General features: G+C 65.6%; 18 protein-coding genes and 1 tRNA gene. 15 read left to right on the forward strand and 4 right to left on the reverse strand.

Annotated features, from left to right (window positions below; genetic code table 11):
- Nucleotides 1–30: 30 nt before the first annotated feature.
- The 8 genes from HYG77_RS23530 to HYG77_RS23565 all read left to right on the forward strand — a co-directional run bounded on the left by HYG77_RS23530 (nt 31) and on the right by HYG77_RS23565 (nt 8143).
- Nucleotides 31–717, forward strand: a complete 687-nt coding sequence (locus HYG77_RS23530; RefSeq protein ID WP_109335292.1) for a response regulator transcription factor — start codon at nt 31–33, stop codon at nt 715–717.
- Nucleotides 717–2195 carry a HAMP domain-containing sensor histidine kinase gene (locus HYG77_RS23535; protein WP_109332602.1) on the forward strand — a complete coding sequence of 493 codons (1479 nt, stop codon included), beginning with the start codon at nt 717–719 and terminating at the stop codon, nt 2193–2195. Before HYG77_RS23530 ends, HYG77_RS23535 begins: the two co-directional genes overlap by 1 nt.
- Before the next feature lie 125 nt (nt 2196–2320).
- Nucleotides 2321–3751 carry a trypsin-like peptidase domain-containing protein gene (locus tag HYG77_RS23540; protein WP_208960797.1) on the forward strand — a complete coding sequence of 477 codons (1431 nt, stop codon included), beginning with the start codon at nt 2321–2323 and terminating at the stop codon, nt 3749–3751.
- Nucleotides 3751–4311 carry a MogA/MoaB family molybdenum cofactor biosynthesis protein gene (locus tag HYG77_RS23545; protein WP_109335291.1) on the forward strand — a complete coding sequence of 187 codons (561 nt, stop codon included), beginning with the start codon at nt 3751–3753 and terminating at the stop codon, nt 4309–4311. Before HYG77_RS23540 ends, HYG77_RS23545 begins: the two co-directional genes overlap by 1 nt.
- 804 nt (nt 4312–5115) lie before the next feature.
- The gene (locus tag HYG77_RS23550) at nt 5116–5736 is read left to right on the forward strand and encodes an MspA family porin (protein WP_208960798.1); all 621 of its coding nucleotides are present in this window, start codon (nt 5116–5118) and stop codon (nt 5734–5736) included.
- Between the two features lie 65 nt (nt 5737–5801).
- Nucleotides 5802–6503, forward strand: a complete 702-nt coding sequence (locus tag HYG77_RS23555) for an MspA family porin (protein WP_208960799.1) — start codon at nt 5802–5804, stop codon at nt 6501–6503.
- 251 nt (nt 6504–6754) lie between these two features.
- Nucleotides 6755–7375 (forward strand): MspA family porin, encoded by a 621-nt coding sequence (locus HYG77_RS23560; RefSeq protein WP_208960798.1) that lies wholly within the window; start codon nt 6755–6757, stop codon nt 7373–7375.
- Between the two features lie 66 nt (nt 7376–7441).
- On the forward strand, nt 7442–8143 hold the full coding sequence (locus HYG77_RS23565; RefSeq protein WP_208960799.1) for an MspA family porin: 702 nt from the start codon (nt 7442–7444) through the stop codon (nt 8141–8143).
- Between the two features lie 75 nt (nt 8144–8218).
- Here the strand turns inward: HYG77_RS23565 and mscL are convergent, their stop codons facing one another.
- From mscL to HYG77_RS23585, 4 genes are all read right to left on the reverse strand, one after another.
- Entirely contained in the window at nt 8219–8686 is a 468-nt protein-coding gene (gene mscL, locus HYG77_RS23570) for a large conductance mechanosensitive channel protein MscL (protein ID WP_109332595.1), read from the reverse strand.
- A gap of 82 nt (nt 8687–8768) precedes the next feature.
- Nucleotides 8769–9473, reverse strand: coding sequence for an SAF domain-containing protein (locus HYG77_RS23575; RefSeq protein ID WP_109332592.1), 705 nt, complete (start codon nt 9471–9473; stop codon nt 8769–8771).
- Between the two features lie 98 nt (nt 9474–9571).
- The gene (locus tag HYG77_RS23580; RefSeq protein WP_109332591.1) at nt 9572–9880 is read right to left on the reverse strand and encodes an FmdB family zinc ribbon protein; all 309 of its coding nucleotides are present in this window, start codon (nt 9878–9880) and stop codon (nt 9572–9574) included.
- An 81-nt stretch (nt 9881–9961) separates the two neighbouring features.
- Nucleotides 9962–10573 (reverse strand): 5-formyltetrahydrofolate cyclo-ligase, encoded by a 612-nt coding sequence (locus tag HYG77_RS23585; protein WP_208960800.1) that lies wholly within the window; start codon nt 10571–10573, stop codon nt 9962–9964.
- A gap of 107 nt (nt 10574–10680) precedes the next feature.
- Here HYG77_RS23585 and HYG77_RS23590 point away from each other — a divergent pair, with 107 nt between their 5' ends.
- The 7 genes from HYG77_RS23590 to HYG77_RS23620 all read left to right on the forward strand — a co-directional run bounded on the left by HYG77_RS23590 (nt 10681) and on the right by HYG77_RS23620 (nt 16315).
- On the forward strand, nt 10681–11601 hold the full coding sequence (locus HYG77_RS23590; RefSeq protein ID WP_109332588.1) for a UTP--glucose-1-phosphate uridylyltransferase: 921 nt from the start codon (nt 10681–10683) through the stop codon (nt 11599–11601).
- 22 nt (nt 11602–11623) lie between these two features.
- A complete protein-coding gene (gene glp / locus HYG77_RS23595) occupies nt 11624–12883 on the forward strand; it encodes a gephyrin-like molybdotransferase Glp (protein WP_109332586.1) in 1260 nt (419 codons plus the stop codon).
- Complete coding sequence (locus tag HYG77_RS23600; RefSeq protein ID WP_109332585.1) at nt 12880–13515, forward strand: GNAT family protein; 636 nt, start codon at nt 12880–12882, stop codon at nt 13513–13515. The genes glp and HYG77_RS23600 overlap by 4 nt, the downstream gene beginning before the upstream one ends.
- Before the next feature lie 275 nt (nt 13516–13790).
- A complete protein-coding gene (glpR, locus tag HYG77_RS23605; protein WP_208960801.1) occupies nt 13791–14531 on the forward strand; it encodes a gephyrin-like molybdotransferase receptor GlpR in 741 nt (246 codons plus the stop codon).
- Nucleotides 14532–14630: 99 nt separating this feature from the next.
- Nucleotides 14631–14706 (forward strand) — tRNA-Ala (locus HYG77_RS23610).
- Nucleotides 14707–15075: 369 nt separating this feature from the next.
- Entirely contained in the window at nt 15076–15276 is a 201-nt protein-coding gene (locus HYG77_RS23615; protein WP_208960802.1) for a hypothetical protein, read from the forward strand.
- Nucleotides 15277–15508: 232 nt separating this feature from the next.
- Nucleotides 15509–16315, forward strand: a complete 807-nt coding sequence (locus tag HYG77_RS23620; protein WP_244373077.1) for a cell surface protein — start codon at nt 15509–15511, stop codon at nt 16313–16315.
- Nucleotide 16316: the final 1 nt, after the last annotated feature.

Below are 16316 nucleotides of genomic sequence, written 5' to 3' on the forward strand. Positions count from 1 at the left end.
TACTCAGTCGGCCGGGTCAAACTGTCGGGTATGCGCATTCTGGTGGTCGACGACGATCGGGCCGTGAGGGAGTCCTTGCGGCGGTCCCTGAGCTTCAACGGGTACTCGGTGGAACTGGCCGTCGACGGTATCGATGCGCTCGAGAAGGTGGCGGCCGCACGACCCGACGCGCTGGTGCTCGACGTGATGATGCCGCGCCTGGACGGCCTCGAAGTGTGCCGGCGGCTGCGGAGCACCGGTGACGACCTGCCGATCCTGGTTCTCACCGCGCGCGACTCCGTGTCGGAGCGGGTTTCGGGACTCGATGCGGGAGCCGACGACTATCTTCCCAAACCGTTTGCTCTCGAGGAACTGCTCGCCCGGCTGCGCGCTCTGCTACGCCGGGCGGCGCCCGAACCGGGAATCGACTCGGAGAAGATGACCTTCGAGGACCTGACCCTCGACCCGGTCACCAGGGAGGTGACGCGCGGCGAACGGTCCATCAGCCTCACCCGTACCGAGTTCTCGCTGTTGGAAATGTTGATGGCCAACCCGCGCCGGGTGCTCACCCGTGGCCGCATCCTCGAAGAAGTGTGGGGTTACGACTTCCCGACGTCGGGCAACGCCCTCGAAGTCTATGTGGGGTATCTGCGTCGCAAGACGGAGGCTGATGGGGAGCCGCGCCTGCTGCATACCGTTCGGGGCGTCGGCTACGTGCTGCGGGAGACTCCGCCGTGATGGCTGTGCCGTTCCACCGAACCGCCGACAAGCCGGGGTTGCCGGGGCACGAACCGCATGCCACCGGCCGCTACCACACCGGACCGATTCAGCTGCCGCCGGAGATGCGTCCACCGATGCCGTTGACGCGGTCGGTGTCGCTGCGCTGGCGTGTCACGCTCCTCGCGGCGTCGGTAGTGGCAATAGCGGTGGCCGTGATGGCGATCGCCGCCTACGCGGTGGTGTCCCGGGCGCTCTACGCGGACGTCGACAATCAGCTGCGTACGCGCGCATCGGCGTTGATCGACAGCAATCTGGTGACGTTCGACCCGCGCTACATCGCGGGTGCGACGCTGTACACGACGGACATCAGTGTGGCGCTGATCTTCCCGGACCTCGACACGTACACGCCGCCCGGTTCGAGTGTTCCCATCGGCGAGCCCGAGTTGGCGGTCGCCCGTGGTGAGGAGGGCACGTCGCTGCGTACTGCCGAGAACCAGCGGGTGCTGGCCGAGCGCACCCAGGACGGCAGCACCCTGGTGATTGCCCAGCGCCTCGCACCGACCGGTGCGGTGCTGGACCGACTGGCGTGGGTGCTGTTCGTGGTCGGTGGGTGCGGTGTCGTTCTCGCGGCGGTCGCCGGAACGACGGTGGGACGCACCGGGCTCCGGCCGATCGCGCGGCTCACCGCGGCCACCGAGAGGGTGGCGCGCACCGATGACCTGACCCCCATGCCGGTGACGGGTAACGACGAACTCGCGCGGCTGACCGAGAGTTTCAACACGATGCTCCGGGCGCTGGCCGAATCACGTGAGCGCCAGAGCCGGTTGGTGGCGGACGCCGGTCACGAACTGCGGACACCGCTCACCTCGTTGCGGACCAACATGGAATTGCTGATCGCGTCGAGCCGCCCTGGCGCCCCGCACATTCCGGACGAGGACATGGCCGAACTGCGCACCGACGTGGTAGCGCAGATCGAGGAGCTGTCCACCCTGGTGGGCGATCTCGTCGATCTCGCCCGCGAGGATGCGCCCGAGACGGTGTTCGAGCGCGTCGACCTCAGTGAGGTGGTGGAACGCTGCCTCGAGCGGGCGCGCCGCCGCCGCAACGAAATCGACTTCACCGCCGTCACCGTTCCGTGGTTCGTCTACGGCGATCACGCCGGGTTGTCCCGGGCGGTATTGAACGTGCTCGACAACGCGGCCAAGTGGAGTCCCACCGGTGAGCAGGTGCGTGTGATGATGAAGCCTGCCGGTGAGGGACTGCTCGAGCTGACGGTGGACGACGCCGGCCCCGGCATCCCCGAGGAAGACCGCGAGCTGGTGTTCGACCGCTTCTACCGGTCCATGGCGTCGCGCTCGATGCCCGGCTCGGGATTGGGGCTCGCCATCGTGCGGCAGGTAGTCGTCAAGCACGGAGGCACCATTGCCGTGGACGTCTCCGAGCGGGGCGGTGCACTCATCCGCATCGTTCTTCCCGGGGAACCGGAGTCGGAATAACCTGGGGAAGGGTTGGGCAAACTCAAAGGCCGGTCTCAGGACCTTCTCAGTCCCACCGGGCACTCTCGTACACAGAGACGGTGCGGCTGCCCCTGCGGGTGGCCGCGGGAGATGGAAGTGATGCGATGACCGAAGATCGAAACAGTTCCGACAGCAACAGTCGCGACACCGGTGACCAGGCTGCCCGGCCCATTCCGGGCTACCAGCCGACTGAGCAGTTCCCGACCACGCCGCACCGCCCTACCGGACCGGGCCCGCAGGCCTACGGATCGGCGGGCTACCAGCAGAGCGCCCCGTACGGCGTTCCACATCAGTCCACACATCAGTTCGGGCAGCCGCAGCACGGCTCGGGACCCCAGCAGGCCGCCCCGCAGCAGGGAGCGCCCACGGGGTCGTTCTCCGGTCACTACGGGCCGGGACAGCCGGCGTCGGCAGCGACGGCCAAGCGTCCCGCGCGGACGGCCATCGTCGTCGGGGCTGTCGCACTGGCGTTGGTGAGCGGCGGCATCGGCGGTGCCGTCGGTTCACTCGCTACCCAACGGGACGGCAACGGCGCGGCGGTCACCAATTCACTCGACGCTCCGAAGAACAACACCGCAACTCCCGCGGCCAACGCCCCCGCGGGCTCCGTGCAGGCCGTCGCGAACAAGGTGGTCCCGAGTGTCGTCCAGATCGAGGTCGCAACCGCCGGCGGATCCGGTGGGGAAGGGTCGGGGGTCGTGTTGTCCTCCGACGGTCTCATCCTCACCAACAATCACGTCGCCGGCGCGGCGGCGAGAGGGGGCAAGCTGACGGTGGCCTTCTCGGACGGCAGCACCGCGGACGCAACCCTGGTCGGCGCCGACCCGGTCTCCGACCTGGCTGTCATCAAGGCGTCGGGCAAAACGGATCTGACACCCATCGAACTGGGAACGTCCGCCAACGTCCAGGTGGGCCAGCAGGTGGTGGCGATCGGTTCGCCGCTCGGGCTGGCAGGCACGGTCACCGAGGGAATCATCTCCGCCCTCAACCGTCCGGTGTCGACCTCCGGTGAGTCGGGCAACCAGAACACCGTCATCGACGCCCTGCAAACCGACGCGGCGATCAACCCGGGCAACTCGGGTGGCGCTCTCGTGAACATGGACGGGCAACTGATCGGGATCAACACGGCGATCGCGAGTATCGGCGGAACCGGAGCGGGGGAGCAGAGCGGCTCCATCGGCCTCGGATTTGCGATCCCGGTCGATCAGGCCCGCCGCATCGCCGACGAGTTGGTCGACACCGGCAAGGCCACGCAGGCCATCATCGGCATCCAGGTCCCGTCGCAGGATGCCGCCAACGGTGCCACCGTCGTCGAGGTGACGCCGGGCGGCCCGGCCGAGAAGGCCGGAATTCCGAAGGGGTCGGTGATCACCAAGGTTGACGACCGTGTCATCACCAGCGGTGACGCCCTCATCGCTGCCATCCGTTCCCACGCACCAGGAGACACAGTGTCCATTACGTACTCGGACGGAAACGGGTCGAACACCAAGACCGTCGATGTCACGCTGGGAACCGCAGAACAGGGCGGCCGATGATGAACGCAGGGATCCTCGGGCAGGTCGAGTCCGTGTTGAACGGGGCCACTACGGTAGGGACCATGGATATCGAAGCCTCGCTGGCCGGCCGCGCGCTGGTAGTTATCGTCGACGACCGCACCGCCCACGGTGACGGCAAGGACTCCATCGGTCCGCTGGTCACTGAGTTGCTCAACGAGGCCGGCTTCATCGTCGACGCCATCGTCGCGGTGGCAGCCGACGAGGTCGAGATTCGCAACGCCCTCAACACCGCCGTCATCGGCGGGGTCGACCTCGTCGTCTCCGTCGGCGGTACGGGTGTCTCGCCGCGTGACGTCACGCCCGACGTCACCGCGGAGGTACTCGACCGGGAGATCCCCGGAATCTCCGAAGCGCTGCGCACGTCCGGCCTCGCAGCAGGTTCCCTCGACGCCGGTTTGTCGCGCGGTCTCGCGGGTGTGTCGGGAAGCACGCTGGTGGTCAACCTGGCGTCTTCGCGCGCTGCCGTGCGAGACGGCATGGCGACGCTGACGCCTCTCGCGTCGCACGTCATCACCGAGCTGTCCGGTCTGGAAGGCTGAGCCATTTCCACCTCCCCTCCGTCGGACGGCGAGCCGACCGAGAACGCAGCACCGAGCCGGGCCCCGATCGACAGGGCCCGGCTCGCGCGCATCTTCGGGGACGTCTTCCCCGACACCACCGCCGACGAACGCGGGCCCGACGACACCTCGAGTCGGGATGAACGGGGCAGTGAATCCGACGAGTGGCTGCGCCGCCAGAAACCTCCCCATCACGGATAGTTATCGTCGGAAAGAACTACCGTAAGGCAATCGTGATCTGCGGTCTGCCTCTGGAATCAGCCGAAGTTTTTGTATCCGGCGGCGGACCGGGGCACTCGTGGCCCAGGCCACACTTTACTGCGACATCGACGGTTTTTTTCGCCCAGAACAGACATCGTTCCAGCTCGTGAACCAGGTGTTAACGTTACCGAACTTCACGTGAACGCCGCATGAATGTGCTGGTCAGCGAAGCGGCGCAAGGTCCGAATTCTTGCCGGAATCCCACACGGTGGACACGTTTTGCGGTGTGGCATACATCACGATTCCGTTTCCTCGGGAATTAATTGCTTAAGCAACCAACTCCCGGTTACTGTCCTCGGCGAGTCAGTACTGGAGATGGAGGGCAGGGTCGTGTGCCGTTGCCCAGTCGAAACTCTGATGCTTTGTCAGTGATTTCGACTTCAGTGCGGTAATCAGGTTGTGATAACCCGGAATTCACTCCGCGGTCATGACGGCCGTGAATGCTGCTCTGGGCCCGACATGGACCACTCCTCAGTCTCGAAGGTCGTGACTGGGAACCAGCAAGAATCCTGATGAGGGGAACGAATGAGCGAGAACCGAAAGACCGGTCTGCGCCGTGGAGTCCGCGTTGCCGGCCTGGGTGCCGCTGCGGCTGTTGTGCTCGGCCTGATGTCGACGGGTGCTGCGAATGCAGATACTTTTGTGCCGCTGCCGGGTGGTGAGAAGGTCGTGAACGCCGGTGGTGTGAGCGCGAAGATCGCCCGTAATGCTGAGAGTGCTCTGGTTTCTCCGTCGCTGGCCGCTAATGGTGCGGGCCGCACGGCGTGGGTGTCGGGCGATGTGTTCGCCGAGCTCGGTGGGGAGATCCCCGAGGAGGGTGCGACGCTGACCACCGGGTACATCGTGGGTTGCCAGGTCGACATCACCGGTCTGAAGGGCAAGCTCAGCGCGGATCTCGGTTTCGATGCGCTGGGTATGGGTGGCTCGTTGTCGGTGCCGATCGAGGCCGGCGAGGTCAAGTTCGCGAAGATCAAGACCAAGGAAGATCTGAAGCCGGGTGTGTCGGCGATTCAGTACCGCGATCAGCAGATCGAGGTGCAGGGTTGCGGTGGTTACGCGCAGGCTCGGGCGTACACGGTGGTGGAGGTTCCGGGTAACCACTACGTCAAGGCCACCCTCTACGGGCAGCCGTTCAGCATCGGCTGATTGCCGCTCCCAATCGATTCCATTCACGACTCTCGCGTAAGCGATCAGTAACCCTAGAGGGAACCATGAACAGCAAGACCCTGCGCCACGGCGCCAAGGCTGCCGGCGTGGTCGCCGCGGCCACCGTCGCGATCGGCCTCCTTTCCACCGGTGCGGCCAATGCCGATACCTTCGTTCCGTTGCAGGACGGCGAGATCACGCAGACGCTGCTCGACGGCACCGTGGTGACCGTGCGTCAGACCGGTAACACGGCGAACATCAGCCCGTCGATGGGTTCGACTCCGTTGCACCGCAACGTGTGGACGTCGGGCACGATCGATGTGTCGATCAACGGTGGCACCGCCAAGGGCGGCAGCATCGATGCCGGTTACATCGTGGCGTGCCAGTTGAACTTCGGTGGCGAGGTCGGCGGTGAGGCCGGTGCGTCGCTCGTTCCGTCCGAGGTCGTCGGTGCGGCTGCCGGTGGCGATCCCGCCAGCATCCCGGTCGAGGGTGGTGCCGGTAGCGGCGTCTCGATCGGTCCCGGTAAGGCCACCAACGTGCCGATCCTCGACATCGAGTACACCGATGACTATGGCGCCGAGGCTCACAAGAGCAGCTTCAGCTTCAAGGGCAACAGCGGCGGCTTCTCCTACTCGGACGAGACGTTCGGTGTGTCCGGTTGCGCCGGTTACGCCCAGGCTCGTTCCTACGCCAAGGTGAGTGTCTCGACCGAGTCGGTCGACGGCACCGTCACCCTGTGGGGACAGCCCTTCAGCCTCGGCTGACGTGTGAAGTCCAAAAAACTTCACACGGTGTAGAACCTCGGAGTTGGGGGCGTGCGGTCACTTTCGCACGCCCCCAACCTCGCTCTATGCGCCCTGTTGCATGTCACAGTTCGGTCACGACGGCCAGCGTGGACATAGAACAGGACACGTAGACATCACATTTTTATGTTGTTTCCGCTAACTTTATTCCGTCACGAGGTAATGACTGCCTAACCGAAAGCCGGTTGGGCGGTACCTGATGAGGGGAACGAATGAGCGAGAACCGAAAGACCGGTCTGCGCCGTGGAGTCCGCGTTGCCGGCCTGGGTGCCGCTGCGGCTGTTGTGCTCGGCCTGATGTCGACGGGTGCTGCGAATGCAGATACTTTTGTGCCGCTGCCGGGTGGTGAGAAGGTCGTGAACGCCGGTGGTGTGAGCGCGAAGATCGCCCGTAATGCTGAGAGTGCTCTGGTTTCTCCGTCGCTGGCCGCTAATGGTGCGGGCCGCACGGCGTGGGTGTCGGGCGATGTGTTCGCCGAGCTCGGTGGGGAGATCCCCGAGGAGGGTGCGACGCTGACCACCGGGTACATCGTGGGTTGCCAGGTCGACATCACCGGTCTGAAGGGCAAGCTCAGCGCGGATCTCGGTTTCGATGCGCTGGGTATGGGTGGCTCGTTGTCGGTGCCGATCGAGGCCGGCGAGGTCAAGTTCGCGAAGATCAAGACCAAGGAAGATCTGAAGCCGGGTGTGTCGGCGATTCAGTACCGCGATCAGCAGATCGAGGTGCAGGGTTGCGGTGGTTACGCGCAGGCTCGGGCGTACACGGTGGTGGAGGTTCCGGGTAACCACTACGTCAAGGCCACCCTCTACGGGCAGCCGTTCAGCATCGGCTGATTGCCGCTCCCAATCGATTCCATTCACGACTCTCGCGTAAGCGATCAGTAACCCTAGAGGGGAACCATGAACAGCAAGACCCTGCGCCACGGCGCCAAGGCTGCCGGCGTGGTCGCCGCGGCCACCGTCGCGATCGGCCTCCTTTCCACCGGTGCGGCCAATGCCGATACCTTCGTTCCGTTGCAGGACGGCGAGATCACGCAGACGCTGCTCGACGGCACCGTGGTGACCGTGCGTCAGACCGGTAACACGGCGAACATCAGCCCGTCGATGGGTTCGACTCCGTTGCACCGCAACGTGTGGACGTCGGGCACGATCGATGTGTCGATCAACGGTGGCACCGCCAAGGGCGGCAGCATCGATGCCGGTTACATCGTGGCGTGCCAGTTGAACTTCGGTGGCGAGGTCGGCGGTGAGGCCGGTGCGTCGCTCGTTCCGTCCGAGGTCGTCGGTGCGGCTGCCGGTGGCGATCCCGCCAGCATCCCGGTCGAGGGTGGTGCCGGTAGCGGCGTCTCGATCGGTCCCGGTAAGGCCACCAACGTGCCGATCCTCGACATCGAGTACACCGATGACTATGGCGCCGAGGCTCACAAGAGCAGCTTCAGCTTCAAGGGCAACAGCGGCGGCTTCTCCTACTCGGACGAGACGTTCGGTGTGTCCGGTTGCGCCGGTTACGCCCAGGCTCGTTCCTACGCCAAGGTGAGTGTCTCGACCGAGTCGGTCGACGGCACCGTCACCCTGTGGGGACAGCCCTTCAGCCTCGGCTGACTTCTTCTGTAGCGCTGAGACGTCGGGCCCGTGCACTGGACTGTGCACGGGCCCGAGTCCGTGTGAGGGCGGAGCTTATCGGCGTGTCTCCTCCAGGTTCGCCGCCTTGTCCGCGGGCATGGAATGCGCGCCGCCGGCAGTGGTTCCCGAGGAGTCGGTTTCGAGGCTCGCCTCGAGGATGTCGCGAATCTGAATCAACAGGTCGGCCTCGCTTGCCTTCTTGTCGGCGGGTTCGGTGATGAACCGTTTCTTCGCGGCGTTGGCAGGAACGATGAGGATGAAGTAGACCACCGCCGCGATGATCACGAAGTTGATGACGGCAGTGATCACGGCCCCGACATTGATGAAGGTTGCGGGGTTGTCCGAGAGGACCTGGTAGCCCCACCCGAGATCGTTGGCTCCACCCGCGACTGCGATGAGCGGGTTGATCACGTTGTTGGTGAACGAGGTCACGATGGCGGTGAACGCGGCCCCGACGACTACTGCGACGGCGAGGTCGAGGACGTTCCCCCGAAGCAGGAAGTCCTTGAATCCCTTGAGCATGTCGATGTCTCCTCCAGTGGGTGGCACGTCAGTCGGCACTCTTTCGGGCAAAGCCTAGATCAGAGGCGGCGCAGGTGGCGGATCACTGGAATGTCACGGTGATCGCATTGGTGAGCGATGCAGCGGCCACCGTGGTGGCTTCGGTTGCCGGCAGGGCCAGCATCACCACGCGATCACGCTGGTCACGGCCGTTCCCCGACGGAGTGACCAGTACGACGACGGCGTCGGAGGCCAACACGGTGGCATTCTGCGGCCGACCCGAGTGTGCTGGTGTGTCCGAGTCGACGGTCAGGACATCGACGCGATCACCTTCCCTGAGAAGTTCCGCCACCGCCGGATCAGCGAGGCGAACCGGGACTATGCGCGCATCCTCGATACCCGCGGCCGTCGCTGCCAGGCGTGGTCCCAGCACTCGCACGTCCGTGAGCGTTTCGCCTGCGCGAGCTGGGCTGGCGAGTGTGCGACCACTGACATCCGACAGCGCGGTGACGGCTCCGTCGGGAAGGCTCCGCACTTCGAGTTGCCGTACCTCGAGATCGGTGTCGACGAGGATTCGTCCCGGTTGAAGATCGCGCACAGCGACCACGACGGGAGAGTGAGCAGAGTCGGGGTCGCCGCGAAGTCCGAGCGCGACGGCGAGGCACGCCAGACCGGCTGCTGCTACGCGTCGTGCGACGAGGGTGCGTGCCCAGCTCGGGTGGGTGAGGTCGGACAGGCGATCGAACCAGGAAGGACCGAGGCTTCGGTGCGCCCGGGTGACCCGATTCCGGGCGGGGTTGCGTGACATGATTCGACGCTAGGACCCCACCCGGCCCTCGAGGGGCAGCGAACGGCCTGCCTGTGGATAGGCAAGAAGTTGTGGATAAAGAGGTTCCGCGAGTGAAGTTAGCTGGCTGCAGCCTTGGCCGGCGCAGCGGTCGCGGTGCTCGTCGAGCTCGAAGACGCCGTTGACGAACTTTCCGCCTTCGCAGCGGGCGCGGACTCGGTCTTGGCGGGCTCGCTGGCGGCTCCCGAGGATCCGCGGCTGTCGGTGCGGTAGAAACCGCTTCCCTTGAAGACGATTCCGACGGAGTTGAACAGCTTGCGAAGCTTGCCCGAGCATGCAGGGCAGACGGTCAGCGAATTGTCGCTGAACGACTGAACGATGTCGAAGCGGTTATCGCATTCCGTGCACGCGTATGAATAAGTGGGCACTGGGGCTCCTCCGCACTGTGTAGTCAAACCGCAGGTGTTAGCACTCTACAGTCGACAGTGCCAACAATGCTAATCAGCACCTTATTCCGCGGCAGTTCTTCCCGGGCCGGACTCGATGTCCTCGCCCAGGCGGACGAGTCCGGAAACTGGTGTCAGTGCCCAGCCCATCCGCACGTCATGAGGATCTTCAGGGAGTTCGGCCACCAGTTCTTCGTCGCGGACCACCGTGATCAGACGCGTCTGCGGTGTCGCGAGTCCGAGCGTGCGGTCGTAGAAGCCGGCTCCGCGCCCGAGGCGGACGCCGCGCCGATCGACTGCCAGAGCGGGCACGAACACGATCTCGGCCGTCCGGATTTCTTCGGGAGCGAGGACGGCTCCCGTCGGCTCGAGCAGGCCGTACGGTGCATCGACCAGCTGCCGGGCACCGGTGTATTCGGACCAGAACAGTGGCCCGGGACCGCGGGTGACAGGAACGAGGACGCGTCGAACGCTGCTGGCGAGGGCGTCGAGCAGATCCACCGACCCCGGCTCGAGTGCCGTGGGAACGTAAGCACAGACCACCGAATCGGCCGCGACACCGACTGTGACCAGTTCGGCGAGTGCCCGATCTTCGGCCGCTCGCACGCCCGAGTCCAGTGCACGTCGGCCGGAAAGTACCTGTTCCCGCCACTCGGTCTTGCTTCGCGCCTGCATGCGACCACTGTAGGAGTACCCGAGCAGGCATTCTCGGTGGGTTCTCCGTGGCCGTTCACGGCCGCTTGGTGACTGCTGAGTAGCTCTACACAGTTATGGTGTGGGGCATGACAGATGCCGTTCCGCACACCAACAGCGCCTTTCGCACGGCGGTCGTGCCCGCAGCAGGAATGGGTACCCGATTCCTGCCGGCGACCAAGACCGTGCCGAAAGAGCTGCTCCCGGTGGTCGATACCCCGGGTATCGAGCTCGTCGCCGGTGAAGCTGCTGATTCCGGGGCCGGACGCCTCGTAATCGTGACGTCGCCGGGCAAGGACGGTGTGGTTGCCCACTTCGTCGAGGATCTCGTCCTCGAGAGCAAGCTGAAGGAGAGCGGCAAGTATCACCTTCTCGAGAAGGTTCGGAAGGCTCCAGGCCTCCTCGAAGTCGAATCCGTCGTCCAGGATCAGCCTCTCGGGCTCGGTCACGCCGTCAGCTGCGCAGAATCGGTTCTCGACGACGACGAGGACGCCATCGCCGTACTCCTGCCCGACGACCTGGTGATGCCCCGGGGCGTACTGGAGACCATGGCCCGGGTGCGCCACAAACGCGGCGGCACCGTCCTGTGCGCGATCGATGTACCCAAGGATCAGGTCAGCTCCTACGGCGTCTTCGAGGTCGAAACGGTGCCTGATGCCGTCAACCCGGACGTCCTCAAGGTCACCGGAATGGTGGAGAAGCCTGCCATCGAGGACGCGCCCTCGACCTTCGCGGCAGCCGGCCGCTACATCCTCGACCGGGACATCTTCGACGCCTTGCGCCGTATCGAACCGGGAGCGGGTGGTGAACTGCAACTCACCGACGCCATCGCCCTCCTCATCAAGGACGGCCATCCCGTGCACGTGGTCGTGCACCGCGGAACGAGACACGACCTCGGAAATCCCGGCGGGTACATCCGCGCTGCTGTTGACTTTGCCTTGAACAGCGACGAGTACGGCCCGTCGCTGCGTGAATGGCTGACCGACCGATTGAAGCGGGCGGATTCCTAGAAGCTCGGGAGGCACGAACTACATGCGGTCGGTCGAGGAGCAACAGACCATTGTGACCGCGGCTGCGGTGGCGCCGCGGCCGGTCCGGGTCGCGATCTCCGAAGCGCAGGGACTGCTATGTGCCGAGGAAGTGGTCACCGAACGGCCGCTTCCCGGTTTCGACCAGGCAGCCATCGACGGGTACGCCGTTCGCAGCGTCGATGTCCAGGCCGCCGGGACCGACCTTCGTGACGACGACGGCGCTCCCGTCGAGCTGACTCTTCCCGTCGTGGGGGAAGTGTCGGCCGGCTCCCGGCAGCCCATCCGTCTCCAGCCGCGACAGGCGGTCAAGGTAGACACGGGGGCCCCGCTCCCGACGCTCGCCGACGCAGTGCTGCCGCTCGACCGCACCGACAGCGGCCGCGCACGCGTCAAGATCTACAAACCGGTCCGCTCCGGCGACTACGTGCGCCGTGCGGGCGACGACGTCCAGCCCGGAGATGTCGCCGTGCGGGCCGGCACGATCATCGGAGCGGCTCAGGTCGGACTGCTTGCGGCCGTGGGTCGCGACAAGGTCTTGGTGCACCCACGGCCGCGGTTGTCCGTCATTTCCGTGGGCGGCGAACTCGTCGACGTCGACCGGACCCCTGGGCCCGGTCAGGTATACGACGTCAACTCTTACGCGCTTGCCGCCGCCGCACGTGATGCGGGCGCCGACGTCAATCGCGTCGGCATCGCGAGCGCCGACGCGCGGCGCCTACGCGAGGTGGTCGAGGGGCAACTGATTCGCTCCGAGATCGTGGTGATCGCGGGTGCGGTCGGGGGTGGGGCCTCCGAGGATGTCCGCGACGCACTCGCCGACCTCGGCAATCTCGAGGTCGACCGGGTCGCGATGCATCCCGGGTCGGTGCAGGGATTCGGCCAGCTCGGCCGGGACGAGGTCCCGACCTTTCTTCTCCCGTCGAACCCGGTGAGTGCGCTGGTGGTCTTCGAGGTGATGGTCCGTCCCCTCATCCGGATCGCGCTGGGACGCCGGCAGCCGATGCGCCGCGTCGTCACCGCACGCACTGTCGCACCCATCACGTCGATCGAGGACCGCAAGGGATTCTTGCGGGGCCAGCTCATGCGCGACGAGGCCACCGGTGAGTACCTGGTTCAGGCGCTCGGCGGTGCGCCCGGAGCGTCCTCGCATCTTCTCGCCACGCTCGCCGAAGCCAACTGTCTCGTGCTGATCGACCCGGAAGTCACCGAGGTGCGTACCGGTGACCAGGTGGACGTGGCGTTCCTGGCGCAACGGGGATGACCCAGCATCCGGGCTGGCCGCCGCACCTCGGCCCACTCCGCGTCAACGGCGGGGTGGTAACCGTGCGTGCCATCAGACTGCGCGACGCCGCGGCGTGGAGTCGGCTGCGCATCCGTGACCGTGCCCATCTCGAGCCGTGGGAACCGACCGGCGAAGCGCCATGGGATGCGCGGCACCATATTTCGGGGTGGCCGGGACTGTGCAGCAGCCTGCGCTCCGAGGCGCGTAAGGGTCGCATGTTGCCGATGGCGATCGAGCTCGACGGAAACTTCTGCGGGCAGATCACGATCGGCAATGTGGTTCGCGGTGCGTTGCGCTCGGCGTGGATCGGGTACTGGGTGGCCAGCGACGTCAACGGACTCGGCGTGGCCACGGGAGCCCTCGCGCTGGGGCTGGATCACGCGTTCGGTCCGGTGGGACTGCATCGCATCGAGGCCACCGTGCGCCCGGAAAATCTGGCGAGTCAGGCGGTGCTCCGCAACGTCGGATTTCGTGAAGAGGGTCTCTTGAAGAGGTACCTCGATGTCGACGGCCAGTGGCGTGACCACATCTTGGTCGGCATGACGGTCGAGGACGTGATGGGAACTGTCGCCGATTCCCTCGTCCGCAGCGGCAAAGCGACATGGGCGTAACAGCCGCAAAAGCTTCTGGACAATCGTCCAGCTACACAGCAGTTATCTGACGGTATCAAACGTTGCCAGTCGAGGTCGCCGTTTCGGGCACTCCCGGCGGAAGAAGAATTCACGTCCTTTTCGAGCATGTCGAGCGCCACATTTTCGCGTTACGCATGTGACACCTGAGTATGGTGAGATCGGCGCGTCTGCGAAGATGTGCGTGTCCATGCGGTTAGCCTGGGAGTGTCAACAGCGGTATCCGTGCTGGTAGACGATTGGGAGGAGGCTGCCGTATGCCGAACTCGTTTCTCTGGATCGGGCTCGTCGTCGTGTGGCTCTTCGTCCTGGTCCCGATGCTGGTCAACAACCGCCCCCGGATCCGGCAAACCAGTGACGCTGCCCTCGCAACGCGCGTGCTGCACCGCGGTGACGAGCGCCCCGTGCAGCGCGGTCCCGCGGCAGGACACCGCAGCGACCCGTACTGGCAACCGGAACCGGACCACTACGGCTACGACGCGGAGGACCTTGTGGATACTCACGCAGACGAAGACGATCTCGACACCGGCCGGGCCCCGGTCGGTGACTACGTGCCGGTGCGACGTGGGCGTGGTGGCTTCGACCCGGAGGCCGATGCGATCGCGCGGGAGGCCCGATACGCCTTCCGCCAGCGCTCGGTGCTCGGCCTCGTGTTCGGCACGATTATGTCCGCGGCGCTCGCGCTGATCATTGCCCCGGTGATGTGGTGGATTTTCGTGGCCGGCCTCGTCGGCCTCGTCGGTTATCTCGCCTACCTCCGCCGTCAGGTCCAGATCGAGCAGGAGATCCGGAGGCGCAGAACCGCGCGGCTCAATCGCTCCCGGCTGGGGGTCGAATCCCGTAGCGACGAGGAACTGCGTCTCATCCCCGCCCGGCTGCGGCGTCCGGGCGCCGTTGTGCTCGAAGTAGACGACGAGGACCCCGAGTTCGATCATCTCGAGCGCTTCGACGACGAGCGTATGCAGCACGCCACGATGCGTCGTGCCGCCGGTGAATAGTCCGTCGCCGGGGGCCGAAAGCCGCAATCGGATAGGCGATTCGCCCCCTGTGTGGGTAGCCTGCTAGAGTTTGCCGAGCAGATCGCAGGGTCTGCATCAGGGGCTGTGGCGCAGTTGGTAGCGCGCTTCGTTCGCATCGAAGAGGTCAGGGGTTCGATTCCCCTCAGCTCCACCATCACAAGAGCACTTCCTCCCTTCGGAGGAGGTGCTCTTCGTGTTTCAGTGCTCTTTTGTGTGTTCGCGCTTTTCCGTGTGTTCAGTGCTCTCTGTGTATCGCGGTGCTTCTTCGTGTCGCCGTGCTCTTCCGTTCGGGGGGGAGCCGGTGTGCGCCGTAGCGCCGTGCGGCAGTGTGCCGCGTCACGTTTGGGATAGAGAAGTTGCTAAACGGTAACTGGGCAAGGTCTACTGATCACAGGTCATCGAGGGGTCAATCGATCGGGGTAAACAACATGCAGGCAAGGCAGAGAATCTCGGATGCGCTCGCGTCAGCGACCGTGGTGGCGACGATTGCTGCGACGATGTTGCTGGTGAACGTTCTGTGAACGTGAGGCGCTCATCCGGTGCCGCCCGCGCTGCGCTCACTGCAGCGGCGAAAGCCGTCGTAATAGGCACGGCGGCGGCGGCCGTCGCAATGGGTGTGGGGGCGGCGATGATGGGCCACGCCACTTCGTTCGCGACCGATGTCCAGCCGGCACCGAACACTGCCGTGCAGCCGTCCGAGGTGACGGTCGCCGGGACGTTCTGACGTCGACGTTCCGGGGCGGCCGACCGACGCTGTCCCTGCGACGAACCATCCGACGCACGCGTGCCTTCGGTGGTTCACCGACAAAGCCGCCCGAGTCCCACGTGGCTCGGGCATCGCTGGTGGTGCCGGCCCCCGACTCCGGCACCACCAGCACCTCCGGACCGTCCGCTCGTTACCATGGCAGCGTCGACGCCGCCTGAGGTGTTGGATCGATACCAGAGGGGGGTGCGCAGTGGCAGCACGTCGTGTGATCCGGAACCTGATCATGCTGGGGCTCGCGCTGGCCTTTCTCTCCGTTCTCGGATGGGGCACTTTCTCAGTGTTCCCGTCGACCGCATCTGCAGATCCCGACGTCGGCGGCGGCTCGACGCATCCAGGTGTGGGGTCACACCCGTGCGAGGGATATCACGACTGCGGCCATAACCCCCACACCACCGAGCCATCCGAAACTACCGAGCCATTCGAAACCACCGATCCTCCGGAGACGACGGAGCCGTCCGAGACCAGCGAGCCGTCGACTCCTCCCGCTCCACAGGTGGTCGTTCCCCCGTACGGGCACCTGCCGTCGGACCCGGTACCGAACATCACCCGTCCCGACACGTCGAGCGATCCCGAATCCGGCGACGGAGGTGTGGCAGTAGGTGTACCCCCTGCGTCGGGAAGTGGACCGGAAGGTCCCGGGCCTGGCACCTCGCCGGGAGGTCCCCAGGGCCCGCCGGCGGCGGACGCGCCACCACACTCCAATGGAACGAGCCTTCCCGGCGATGCGGCGGAGGGGAACGCACCAGCGCAGGACCCAGTGCGGCCCGACGTGCGACCGGCACCCGCCGCAGTTCCGGACTCCGCACCGCCGGCAGTCGCGCCGGTCGTTCATAGTGAGCCACTACCTGCGTTTGCAGTGCTCGGCGGTGTGGGACTTCTTCTCGGCTGCGCGGGTGGGGCCGGTGTGCTGACCTTCAAGGGCGCGCGTGCACAGGAGGCGCGCATCGCGGCCGCCCGGGCGGAGTTCTTCCCGCCGGCACCTACGGGAGGAATGTAGT

This window comes from Rhodococcus sp. ZPP (assembly GCF_017656075.1).
Taxonomy (GTDB): domain Bacteria; phylum Actinomycetota; class Actinomycetes; order Mycobacteriales; family Mycobacteriaceae; genus Rhodococcus_F; species Rhodococcus_F oxybenzonivorans.